Below are 12,127 nucleotides of genomic sequence, written 5' to 3'. Positions count from 1 at the left end.
CGGGTGGCTACCCCACGTACCCGCATACGGACTTCAGCACGGACATGAGACAAGGAGCACACGGTGAGCAGCGCAAGCACGGCCCGAACCGCCTCGCCGGCCTGGGAGTTCACCCCCGGTCGGCCCGCCCTCGCGACGATCGGCGGGCTGACGGCCATGGCCGAGGCGGAGCGATGGCTGATCTCGGTCCGCGCCGAACTGGAGGCGGCCCTGCATGAACACGGCGCCGTGCTCCTGCGGGGCCTGCCCCTCGCGGGCGTCGACGACTTCGCCGCCGTACGGGACGTCCTCCTCCCGCAGCGCACCCCGTACCGCGAGAAGGCCACGCCACGCAGTGACTTCGGCAACGGCGTGTACTCCTCCACGGATCTGCCGCCCTCCCAGCCGATCCGGATGCACAACGAGAACAGCTACACCCTGACCTTCCCCGGTCTGCTGATGTTCGCCTGCCTGGTCGCGCCGTCCGAGGGCGGCGCCACCCCGGTCGCCGACTGCCGTGAGGTCCTGCGCCTCCTCCCCGACTCCATGGTCGAGCGGATGCGCACCACCGGCTGGCTGCTGCGGCGCAGTTACTCCGACAACATCTCCACGCACTGGACGACCGCGTTCGCCACCGAGGACAGGAGCGAGGTCGAGCGGTACTGCGCAGAGAACCTCATCTCCCACCAATGGCAGGAGGACGGCAACCTGCGCACCAGCCAGTTGCGGCCCGGGATCGTCCGGCATCCCGCTACGGGCGAGGACGTGTGGTTCAACCATCTCGCGTTCTGGAACGAGTGGTCCCTGGACGAGGAGCTCCGGGAGGCGCTCACCGACGAGTTCGGGTGGGACGGGCTGCCGTTCAACACCTCCTTCGGTGACGGCGAACCGCTCACGAAGGCTGAGCTGGACCTGATTCAGGACGCCTACGACCGGGCCACGGTCCGCGCACCCTGGCAGGTCGGCGATCTGCTCCTGGTCGACAACGTCCTGACCGCCCATGGCCGTGACCCCTTCCGGGGCGACCGCCGGATCGTGGTGGCCATGGGGAACCCCGTGGAGATCACCGACTGCAGCCCCGGCATCCGCCCCGCCCCCTAGGGCCTGCCGTTTGGCTCACGCGGCCGTACGCGGGGCAGCCGACAACGCACTGCGCCTCGACGCCACCTGATCCAAACGACAGACCTCTAGCGCCCTTCTCTCATTTCAGGCCTCAGCCGTGTTCTCGTCCGACCCGTCGTTTCTCCCCGTTCTCGAAGGAGCCCGTTCCATGGCCGATCCCCTCCGGCAGCCGGCCGACCTGCTGAGCCGCTTCCACCAAGCGGTCCGCGCCGATCCGGACCGGACCGCCGTACGGGCGGCGGACGGCGAGCTGAGCTTCGCCGAACTCGAACGGGCCACCGGGTGGCTGGCCGAGGCTCTCCGCTCCCGGGGCGTCGGCCGGGGCGACCGGGTCGGTGTGAGCCTGCCGCGCGGCAGAGGACTCGTCGTGGCGCTGCTCGCGGTGTGGCGTACGGGCGCCGCCTATGTGCCGCTCGATCCCGCCTACCCGCGGGACCGGCTGGCGTTCATGGCCGAGGACGCGGGCATCCGGCAGCTGCTGGCGGCGGGCGACTCCCCGGCCGGCCCGCCGTTCCTGCCCGCCGGCGTGGAGGTGGTCCCCGTGGACGTACGGACGGAACACCCGTCCTCCGCCCGCATGGACCCGGAGGTGCCCGCCCTCGCCCCCGCCTACGTCATCTACACCTCGGGCTCGACCGGCACCCCGAAGGGCGTGGAGGCGACGCGGGGCGGTGTGGCCTCGCTCGTCTCGGCGCTCGAAGCGGCCGGCATGTACGACGCCGGGCCACGGGTCGTCGCCTGGAACGCCAGTGCCTCCTTCGACGCGTCGGTCCAGCAGTGGGTGCGCGTGTGCCGGGGCGACACGGTGGTGGTGCTGGACGACGACCACCGCAAGGAGCCCGAGCGGCTCGCCGACCTGCTCGACCGGTACGGCGTCACCGATCTCGATCTGACCCCGTCGCACTGGGAGATGCTCCGCGCCCGGTTGCTGCCCCCGCGTGCGGACGGCCGCGTGCTGCGGCTCTTCATGGGCGGGGAGCCCGTTCCCGGGCACGTATGGCGCGAACTCGCCGCGGCCGGTGTCCGGGGAGAGCTCGAAGCGCTGAATCTCTACGGGCCGACCGAGTGCACCGTCGACGCCACCGCCGCCTGGATCACGGGCGAGCAGCCGCACATCGGCCGCCCGCTCGGCGGAGGCGGCCAGGTGCACCTCCTGGACGGACAGCTGCGGCCGGTGGCGCCCGGCACCGCCGGCGAGGTGTACATCAGCGGGCCGCGGCTGGCCCACGGCTATGTGAACCGGCCCGCGCTCACCGCGGACCGCTTCGTGCCCGACGGCCTCGGCGGTCCTGGCGCCCGGATGTACCGCACCGGCGACCGGGCGAGGCTGACGGCCGGAGGCGATCTGGAGTTCCTCGGACGCGTCGACCGTCAGGTCAAGATTCGTGGCTTCCGGGTCGAACTGGGGGAGATCGAGCAGGTGTTGTCCGCGCATCCGGACGTCGCCACGACCGCCGTACTGGTACGGGACGGCGGCGCCGCCGGGGATCAGCTGGTGGCCTACTGCGTACCGGCGGAGCGGGTCGACGGGCCCACCGCCACCGCGCTCACCGAGCGGTTGCGCGAGCACGCGGCCGAGGCCCTGCCCGCCTTCATGGTGCCCTCCCTCTATCTGCTCCTGGACGAGCTGCCACTGACCCCGAACGGCAAGCTCGACACGGCCGCCCTGCCCGGAGCCCGGGAGGCGAGCGCCTCCGCGGCGGCGGGAAGCGCACCGCAGGGCGAGTTCGAGAAGCTCATCGCGGACGTCTGGTCCGAGGTGCTGGGCCGGGAAGGGGTGGGCGCGGACGACGACTTCTTCGCCCTCGGCGGCCACTCGCTCATGGCGCTGCGCTGCGTCGCACGCCTCAAGAAGCACCTCGGCCTGGTCATCTCGATCAGGGAGGTCTACCGCTACCCCCGGCTGCGGGACCTCGCCCGGCACGTCGAGGACACGAACCGGCCCGCCACCGCCGCCCGTACCTGACCCATTTCCAACGAGATCGCAGAAGAGGACAGAGATGCAGCTGCTCGAAACGGCACTGGTCCGACCCTGGCAGGTGCCGGACGTCCGGCGGACACTGGTCTGCCTCGGGTTCTGTGGCGGGGGCGCGGGTGTGTACCTGCGCTGGGCGGACGCGATGCCGGCCGGCGTGGAGCTCGCCGCCGTCTGCTATCCCGGCCGGGAGGGACGGTTCGTGGAGGACTTCGCCGCGGACTGGGACGCCCTGGCCGAGGACGCCCTCGCCGTCGTCACCGCCGTGGAAGGACCCTACGTGCTGTTCGGACACAGCATGGGGGGCTGGATGGCCTTCGACGTCGCCTCCCGCATCGAGGAGCGCGGCGGGCGTGCCCCCGAGGCCCTCGTGGTCTCCGCGGCGAACGCGCCCAGCTTCGGACTGACGGTCCGGGACATGTTTCCCGCGCAACAGGACACCGACGAGCAGCTCATGGACTGGATGCGCACATTCGGCCTCCTGCCGGAGCATGTACTCGGGGATCCGGACCTGGCGGAGATGGCCCTGGAGCTCATGCGCGCCGACATCCGGGTCCGCGACACCTTCTACCACCGCGAGGGTGCGAAGGTGAGCACGCCCCTGCAGATCCTCTCCGGCGCCGACGACGACATCATCGACCGGCATGTGGCCGACCACTGGCGCAAGCTGTCGACCGGCGACTTCCGGCACGACGAGCTCCCGGGCGGCCACTTCTACACCCCGGACATCTGGCGCGGCCTGCCGTCCCGGATCACCTCCCTGCACCAGGACTGAGCGAAGAGCGGTACGGGATCAAGGCGCGAAGGGGTGATTGATCCGCTGTGGAGGAACGGACACCGGCCGAACAAGCCCTGAGTCGGTCATACGTCACCGCTGACGGACTCCGTTTCGACGTCACCGAGATGGCGGTCGAGCACCATCCGAACCGCAGCGCGTCGTTGACGTACTCGCTCACCGTGGGCCGCCCGGGCCACCCGGACGAGCGCTGGGTGGTCACCCTGCCCTGGGACGACAAGTCCTGGGCGGATGTACTCACTTCTCCCGCGCCCCCTGCCGACCGGCTGCGGCAGCTCGTGCGTCTCGTCCGGGCCCATCTGGACGAGTGGTGGGACACGAAGGGACACAACCGCCAGTCGGCGAATCTGGGACGGCGACTCGGCTGACCCTCGCGCACCCCAGGAGTCGTCGTCACTTGACGACGAGCTCTGGCTAGGCGCCACCGCCGCCACCGGGCGCGTCCAGGGCGATGTCGTCGGCGTAGTACCTGCCCTGTGCGTACCAGCCGTGCACGTAGATCGTCGCGCTGGTCTGGGAGGCACCTGTGGTGAAGGAGACGGCCAGTTGGCTGTATCCGGAGTGGGAATTGGTCCAGGTGGAGGCACCGCCGTTCACGCCCAGGTAGACGTAGGAACCGCGGACCCACCCGCTGAGTGAGTAGGTGGTGTTCGGCCGTACCGCGACGGTCTGGTTGCACTGCGCGATGTCACTCGAACTCACCCTCCCCTGAAGGGCCTTGGAGCCCGTGTGGACGGGGGAGGAGACGATCGAGCCCGGGTTGCCGGTGCAGCTCCACGGCGAGATGCTGCCCGACTCGAAGCCGGGGTTGGTCAGGACGTCGGCGGCCCCGACCGCGCCCGGACCGGCCGGCGTCGGGGCGGCCGACGCGCTCGCCGAGGGTGCGGCCGGGGTGGCGGCGGTACGGCCGGGGATCAGGAGGGAGCAACCGAAGCCGACGACGGCCGCCGCGACCACCGCGATCACCATGGCCGCCCGGCGCTGTCCGGGCCCGAGGCGCGGGCGACCTGCGGGACGCGGCGGGCGGACGTCGCCGTCGGGTGCGGGGAGTTCCTCCGCCTTGCCGCCGGGGACAGGCGGGAGTTCCTCCGTCTCGCCGTCGGTCCGGGTGTGCGGGACGGGTGCGGCCACGCTCTCGTGGCTGCGGTAGTCCTTGTCCTGGCGTATCTCGTCGAGCAGTTGGGCCAGCGCGTCGGTGCGGCGCGGGCGCAGCACGCGGATGGGCTCCAGCGCGGGGCGGTCGTCCGGTGGGTCGGACTCGGGCGGTGTGGGCACGGTGCTCTCCTTCCGTCCCGTGGTAGAAACCTGAGCTGTCACTGTGGAATTGATACGCAACGCCCGCTCCGGAGGTTCAGTCGACGCCGCGCCCGGGGAAGCACGCGGGACGCCCGTGAGGTCAGAGACAGCCGTACGTCGATCGGGCGCTGACGCGTTGACGCGGGCCGGTCCGAAGTCCTCGACCTTCATGTCCTCGACCTTCATGTGCGCGGCGTTGGTGACGCGACGGCCGTAGCGCATGACCCTCGCCGCCGAGTGTTCCGGTCGTGCCGGAGGAGCAGGTCCACTTCCTGATGGCGGTGCCGGGGAGACCCTGGGATTGAAACCGTTCAATCGACGGGTGACGCGAATCAGCCAGATCCCGCATGGTGACACGGATCAACGGCACGGAACCACGGAATTTCCTGCACGCACATTGACCCCTACCTCCCACACCCCTACCTTCACCGACGTGAATCGATTCACAACTCCTAGGTGAGGGGCCGCAATTGATCAGCAGGAGGAACATCCTGGCGGGCGCGGCGGGTGCCGTTGCCGCGACGGCCACCGGAGCGGGACCGGCCATGGCCGCGCCCGCGTCCGCACCGGCTTCCGCGACGGCGGGGGCGCGTGCCCGGCGCGGAGCTCCGCGCGTCACCACTCCGACCGTCGAGTACGTGCAGCACCCCTTGGGCCTCGACGCGCAACACCCCCGGCTGAGCTGGCCGATGGCCTCGGACAAGCCGGGAACACTCCAGGGCGCCTACCAGATCCGCGTCGCCTCCAGCGCGTCGGGCCTGTCCGACCCGGATGTCTGGGACAGCGGAAAGGTGACCTCCGACCAGTCCGTCCTCGTCCCGTACGCCGGCCCTCAACTCGCCCCGCGGACACGCTACTTCTGGTCCGTACGGGTCTGGGACACCGATGGCGCGGTCTCCGGCTGGAGTGCGCCGTCCTGGTGGGAGACCGGCCTCATGGACACCGCGCGGTGGTCGGCGGACTGGGTCTCCGCCCCTCCGGCCCTCACGGACGCGCCCTCCCTCGAAGGCAGCGCCTGGATCTGGTTCCCCGAGGGGAACCCGGCGAGCAGCGCCCCGGCGGCCACGCGGTGGTTCCGGCGGGTCGTCGATCTCCCCGCCGACGTCACGGCGGCGAAGATCGCCGTCAGCGCTGACAACGTTTTCTCGCTATCGGTGAACGGCGCCGAGGTGGCCCGCACCGACCTGGCGACCGACAACGAGGGCTGGCGCCATCCGGCCGTGGCCGACGTCCTCGGGCGGCTGCGCCCCGGACGGAACGTTCTGGCGGTCGCGGCGACCAACGCGACGGTGGGCCCCGCCGGTCTGGTCGCCGTGCTGACCCTGCGCACGGCGGCGACCGGCGAACAGCGGATCGTCACCGACGGCTCCTGGAAGGCAACGGACGCGGAGCCTCCGGGCGACTGGCGCGGGGACGGCTTCGACGACAGTGGCTGGTCTGCGGCGAAGGTCGCCGCCGCGTGGGGGGCGGGCCCTTGGGGAAGGGTCGTTCCGGCGTCGTTCGCCGCGAACCAGCTCCGGCACGAGTTCACGCTGCCCCGCAAGAAAGTGGCCCGCGCGCGCCTGTACGCCACGGCTCTCGGCCTGTACGAGGCGCACCTCAACGGACGCCGGGTGGGCCGCGACCAGCTCGCCCCCGGCTGGACCGACTACCGCGAGCGTGTCCAGTACCAGACGTACGACGTCACCTCCCTCCTGCGGCCCGGCGCCAACGCCATCGGCGCCTGTGTGGCGCCGGGCTGGTACGCGGGCAACGTCGGCATGTTCGGGCCCCACCAGTACGGTGAACGCCCCGCCCTGCTGGCACAGTTGGAGGTCGAGTACGCCGACGGGACGAGTGAACGCGTCACCTCGGGCACGGACTGGCGGGCCGCCGCCGGACCGATCGTCGCCGCGGACCTGCTGGGCGGCGAGACGTACGACGCGCGCATGGAGACCCCCGGCTGGACCTCACCCGGTTTCGACGACGGGACCTGGCTCGCGGTGCGCGCCGCGGGGGATGCCGCGCCCCCTCGGATCGTCGCGCAGGCGGACGGCCCGGTGCGCGTGGCCGGTGAACGGCCGGCCGAGAAGGTGACCGAGCCCGCGCCGGGCGTCTTCGTCTTCGACCTGGGCCAGAACATGGTCGGCTCGGTGCGGCTGCGTGTCTCGGGCGACGCCGGGACGACCGTGCGGATGCGCCATGCCGAGGTCCTCAACCCGGACGGCACGCTCTACACCGCGAATCTGCGCTCGGCCGCGGCGACCGACACGTACACCCTCAAGGGCGGCGGCGAGGAGACGTACGAGCCGCGCTTCACGTTCCACGGATTCCGCTACGTCGAGGTCACAGGGTTCCCCGGCACCCCCTCCGCGCGGGCGGTGACCGGCCGCGTCATGCATACGTCGGCCCCCTTCACCCTTGAGTTCGAGACCGATGTCCCCCTGCTCAACCAGCTTCACCGCAACATCACCTGGGGCCAGCGCGGCAACTTCCTCTCCGTCCCGACGGACACACCGGCGCGTGACGAGCGGCTGGGCTGGACCGGCGACATCAACGTCTTCGCCCCCACGGCGGCTTACACGATGGAGTCGGCCCGGTTCCTCGCCAAGTGGCTCGTGGACCTGCGCGACGGCCAGACCGCGGAGGGCGCGTTCACGGACGTGGCGCCGATGGTCGGGACGGTCGGCAACGGCGTCGCGGGCTGGGGCGACGCGGGTGTCACGGTCCCCTGGTCGCTGTACCAGGCCTACGGGGACCGGCAGGTCCTGGCCGACGCGTGGTCGTCCGTCCAGGCCTGGCTGGGCTACCTGGAGCGCCACAGCGACGGCCTGCTGCGGCCGGCGAACGGGTACGGGGACTGGCTGAACATCTCCGACGAGACGCCCAAGGACGTCATCGCCACCGCGTACTTCGCGCACAGTGCCGATCTCGCGGCCCGGATGGCCACGGAGCTCGGCAAGGACCCCGCGCCTTACTCCGGCCTCTTCGAGCGCGTCCGCGAGGCGTTCCGGAACGCCTATGTCGGCGCCGACGGGAAGGTGAGGGGCGACACACAGACGGCGTACGTCCTCGCCCTGTCGATGAACCTGCTGCCGGACGCGCTGCGCACGGCGGCGGCCGGCCGTCTCGTCGACCTGATCCGCGCGAAGGACTGGCATCTGTCGACGGGTTTCCTCGGCACGCCCCGGCTGCTGCCCGTCCTCACGGACACCGGGCACACCGATGTCGCCTACCGGCTGCTCCAGCAGCGCTCCTTCCCGAGCTGGGGCTACCAGATCGACAAGGGCTCCACCACGATGTGGGAGCGCTGGGACTCCATCAAGCCCGACGGCGGCTTCCAGACCCCGGAGATGAACTCCTTCAACCACTACGCCTACGGCTCGGTCGGCGAGTGGATGTACACGAACATCGCCGGTATCTCGGCGGGCCGGCCCGGCTACCGGGAGATCGTCGTCCGCCCCCGGCCGGGCGGCGAGGTCACCTCCGCCCGCGCCACGTTCACCTCCGTGTACGGCCCGGTCTCCACGCGATGGCACCAGCGCTCCGACGGCTTCGACCTCACCTGCGCCGTGCCCGCCAACACCACGGCCGAGGTGTGGATCCCCGCGGCCGGCCCGGACGCGGTCTCGCACACCCGCGCGACCTTCCTGCGGACGCAGGACGGCTGCGCGGTCTACCGGGTCGGCTCCGGCAGTCACCGGTTCTCCGCGTAGCCGAGCACGCGTCCAGGTCACCGTGGACGCCCGCCGGGGTGCGGCGGGCGTCCGCCCCGCTGCCGCCCGGCGGTCGCGGGGGCGTCCCCGCCCGGTGCCTACGGCGTGGCGTCCACGGCGACCGGGATCTCCGACGCGCCCTCCCGTGCCGTCCTGAACTGCGTCCGGTACAGCTCGGCGTAGCGCCCCTGTACCGCCAGCAGTTCCTCGTGGGTGCCCCGCTCCACGATCCGGCCCGCCTCGACGACGAGGATCATGTCGGCGGCCCGCACGGTCGACAGCCGGTGCGCGATCACGACGGCGGTGCGGCCCGCCAGCGCCTCGGCGAGCGCCTCCTGGACGGCCGCCTCCGAGGTGTTGTCGAGGTGGGCGGTGGCCTCGTCGAGGATGACGACACGCTGACGGGCGAGCAGCAGCCGGGCGATGGTCATGCGCTGGCGCTCGCCGCCGGAGAGCCGGTAGCCGCGTTCGCCGACCACGGTGTCGAGGCCGTCGGGCAGGGACCGTACGAGATCGTCGAGCCGCGCGCGGCGCAGCACGTCCCACAGCTCGTCCTCGGTCGCGGCCGGCCGGGCGAGGAGCAGGTTCTCGCGGACCGATTCGTGGAAGAGGTGCCCGTCCTGCGTGACCATGCCGAGGGTGGCGCGCATCGACTCGGCGCTGAGCTCGCGGACGTCGACCCCGCCGATCCGGACGGCGCCCGCGTCGGTGTCGTACAGGCGCGGCAGCAGTTGCGCGATGGTCGACTTGCCGGCCCCGGAGGAGCCGACGAGCGCCACGGTCTGGCCGGGTTCGGCGCGGAAGGAGATGCCGTGCAGGACCTCGGCGCCGCCCCGGGTGTCGAGGGCGGCGACCTCCTCGAGGGAGGCGAGGGAGACCTTGTCGGCGGAGGGGTAGGCGAAGCGGACGTCGTCGAACTCGACGGCGGCGGGCCCGTCCGGGACCGCGCGGGCGTCCGGCTTCTCCTCGATGAGCGGCTTCAGGTCGAGCACCTCGAAGACGCGCTCGAAGCTGACCAGGGCGCTCATGACCTCGACGCGCGCCCCCGCGAGCGAGGTGAGCGGCGCGTACAGGCGGGTGAGCAGCAGCGCCAGCGAGACGACGGCGCCCGGCTCCAGGGTGCCCCGCAGGGCGAACCAGCCGCCGAGGCCGTAGACGAGGGCCAGCGCCAGGGCCGACACCAGCGTCAGCGCGGTGATGAACGCGGACTGCGCCATCGCCGTACGCACCCCGATGTCCCGCACCCGCCGGGCGCGCGCCGCGAACTCGACGGACTCCTGCCCGGGCCGCCCGAAGAGCTTGACGAGGGTGGCGCCGGGCGCGGAGAAGCGCTCGGTCATACGGGTGCCCATGGCGGCGTTGAGGTCCGCGGCCTCCCGCTGGAGCTTGGCCATCCGGCTGCCCATCCGCCGGGCGGGGAGCACGAACACCGGCAGCAGGACCAGCGCGAGCAGGGTGATCTGCCAGGACAGGGTGAGCATCACGACCAGGGTGAGCAGCAGCGTCACGACATTGCTGACAACTCCGGACAGCGTGTTGCTGAAGGCGCGCTGGGCGCCGATGACGTCGTTGTTGAGTCGACTGACGAGCGCGCCCGTACGTGTACGTGTGAAGAACGCGACCGGCATGCGCTGCACATGATCGAAGACAGCCGTCCGCAGATCGAGGATGAGTCCCTCGCCGAGCGTGGACGAAAGCCAGCGACCCAGTATCCCGAGTGCCGCCTCGGCGAGCGCGATGACGGCGATGAGCACGGCAAGACGGATGACGGTGCTTTCGTCCCCGTGGGCCACGATGGCGTCCACGATGTGCCCCGCGAGCACCGGCGTCGCGACGGCCAGCAGCGCGGTCACCACGCTGAGGACGACGAACTGCGCGATACGGCGGCGGTGCGGGCGGGCGAAGGCGGCGATGCGGCGCAGCGTCGCGGGGTCGAAGGGGCGGCGCTCCTGTTGGGCGTTCATGACGCTGTGCAGCTGTGTCCAGGCTGTGGTCTCCATGCTCATAAGAGAGACAGTAGGACCTCAAGCTTTGTTGAGGTCAACAGCTCCGGGCGGGAGCACGCGCGCGGGCGGCATCTCGTCAGCACCGGGGTCGGCACAGCGGTCGACATCGAGGTGAACACCTGGGTCGCCACCGGGCACCCCCCGGCCGCCCCTCCCGCACCTTGCCCGGCGTGTCAGCCGCCGTCTCCGCGCCCGCAACCTCACGTTGGTGCGGTGTGGAAAACCTCTCCCGATGTGACAGCCGTACGACTTTCCCGGGGACTGCCCAGGCTTCCCCGGCGCCTCGCCCTGCGACCTGCCGTCCGGCCGGTCCTGTGCCTGCTCCCGCTCGCCCTCGTCCTGGTGGTGGCCGTGCGCCACCGCTCCGTGCTCATCGAGGGCTTCGGTCATCTGGAGTCGGCCGAGTGGCCGTGGCTCGTGGCCGCGGCCGCCGCGACCTGTCTGACCTGGGTCGCCGCGGCCGTGACCCGCCAGGGCGCGGTCATGGAACGGCTGCCGGCCCGCCGGCTGCTCGCCACGCAGTTCGCCGCGGGTGCGGCGAACCACCTGCTGCCGACGGGTCTCGGCGCCGGGGCGGTCAATCTGCGGTTCATGACGGTGTGCGGGGTGCCGCTCGCCCGCTCGTCGGCCGCGCTCGCGCTGTATCTGCTCGCCGAGTCGATCGCCCGGCTGAGCCTGCTCCTCGGTCTGCTGATCGCGTTCCCGGGAGCGCTGCGGCTCGGCGGTCTGCTGCCGGGCGGGGCGGTCGGCCCGCTGCTGATCGGCGTCGGCGTGGCCCTGTGCGCCGCCGTGGCGGTGCTCGCGCTCGTACGACGGTTGCGCACGGCCGTCTTCTCGTTCCTGCGCACCGCGTTCGGCGAGGCCCGCTCGGTGCACACCCGTCCGTCCCGGGCCATCGCCCTGTGGGGCGGCTCGCTCGCCTTCCCGCTGCTCCAGGCGGCCGGACTGGCCGCGGTGGGGCGGGCGCTGGGCCTCCCGGTGTCGCCCACCCACATGATGATCGCCTACCTGGCGGCGACGATCGCGGTCGCGATGGTGCCGACGCCCGGCGGACTCGGTTCGGTGGAGGCCGCGCTGATCGTGGCGCTGGTCGCCGCCGGCGGCCCGGTGGCCGTGGCGACCGCGGTGGTGCTGGCGTACCGGATCATCACGGTGTGGCTGCCGCTCCTCCCGGGGGCGCTGACGCTGGGCGCGCTGGTCCGCTGGAAGGTGATCTGAGCCGGGACCGTCCCCTTCGGAAGCCCGCTTCGGGTCGTGC

At 71.9% G+C, this 12,127-nt stretch carries 7 protein-coding genes and 1 pseudogene; 6 read left to right on the top strand and 2 right to left on the bottom strand.

Annotation, left to right across the window (positions count from 1 at the left end; all coding sequences use genetic code 11):
* Positions 1 to 63 precede the first annotated feature (63 nt).
* The 4 genes from ABZX90_RS12215 to ABZX90_RS12200 all read left to right on the top strand — a co-directional run bounded on the left by ABZX90_RS12215 (position 64) and on the right by ABZX90_RS12200 (position 4,240).
* Positions 64 to 1,080, top strand: coding sequence for a TauD/TfdA family dioxygenase (locus ABZX90_RS12215; RefSeq protein ID WP_351119928.1), 1,017 nt, complete (start codon positions 64 to 66; stop codon positions 1,078 to 1,080).
* 169 nt (positions 1,081 to 1,249) lie between these two features.
* The gene (locus ABZX90_RS12210; RefSeq protein WP_351119926.1) at positions 1,250 to 3,067 is read left to right on the top strand and encodes a non-ribosomal peptide synthetase; all 1,818 of its coding nucleotides are present in this window, start codon (positions 1,250 to 1,252) and stop codon (positions 3,065 to 3,067) included.
* A 34-nt stretch (positions 3,068 to 3,101) separates the two neighbouring features.
* Positions 3,102 to 3,851 (top strand): alpha/beta fold hydrolase, encoded by a 750-nt coding sequence (locus tag ABZX90_RS12205; RefSeq protein ID WP_355203994.1) that lies wholly within the window; start codon positions 3,102 to 3,104, stop codon positions 3,849 to 3,851.
* 47 nt (positions 3,852 to 3,898) lie between these two features.
* Positions 3,899 to 4,240, top strand: a complete 342-nt coding sequence (locus ABZX90_RS12200; protein ID WP_355203991.1) for a hypothetical protein — start codon at positions 3,899 to 3,901, stop codon at positions 4,238 to 4,240.
* Positions 4,241 to 4,292: 52 nt separating this feature from the next.
* Here ABZX90_RS12200 and ABZX90_RS12195 read toward each other — a convergent pair.
* Positions 4,293 to 4,700 (bottom strand): annotated as a pseudogene (locus ABZX90_RS12195) (carbohydrate binding domain-containing protein); the annotation flags it as partial.
* Between the two features lie 938 nt (positions 4,701 to 5,638).
* On the opposite strand from ABZX90_RS12195, the gene ABZX90_RS12190 reads away from it, so the two are divergent.
* Complete coding sequence (locus ABZX90_RS12190) at positions 5,639 to 8,863, top strand: alpha-L-rhamnosidase (protein WP_355203988.1); 3,225 nt, start codon at positions 5,639 to 5,641, stop codon at positions 8,861 to 8,863.
* A gap of 98 nt (positions 8,864 to 8,961) precedes the next feature.
* Here the strand turns inward: ABZX90_RS12190 and ABZX90_RS12185 are convergent, their stop codons facing one another.
* On the bottom strand, positions 8,962 to 10,863 hold the full coding sequence (locus tag ABZX90_RS12185; protein WP_351120309.1) for an ABC transporter ATP-binding protein: 1,902 nt from the start codon (positions 10,861 to 10,863) through the stop codon (positions 8,962 to 8,964).
* Positions 10,864 to 11,103: 240 nt separating this feature from the next.
* Here ABZX90_RS12185 and ABZX90_RS12180 point away from each other — a divergent pair, with 240 nt between their 5' ends.
* The gene (locus ABZX90_RS12180; RefSeq protein ID WP_355203986.1) at positions 11,104 to 12,087 is read left to right on the top strand and encodes a lysylphosphatidylglycerol synthase transmembrane domain-containing protein; all 984 of its coding nucleotides are present in this window, start codon (positions 11,104 to 11,106) and stop codon (positions 12,085 to 12,087) included.
* The last annotated feature ends 40 nt before the right edge of the window (positions 12,088 to 12,127 follow it).

This window comes from Streptomyces sp. NPDC002935 (assembly GCF_040611295.1).
GTDB lineage: Bacteria > Actinomycetota > Actinomycetes > Streptomycetales > Streptomycetaceae > Streptomyces.
This window is presented reverse-complemented; position numbering and strand designations above follow the sequence as displayed.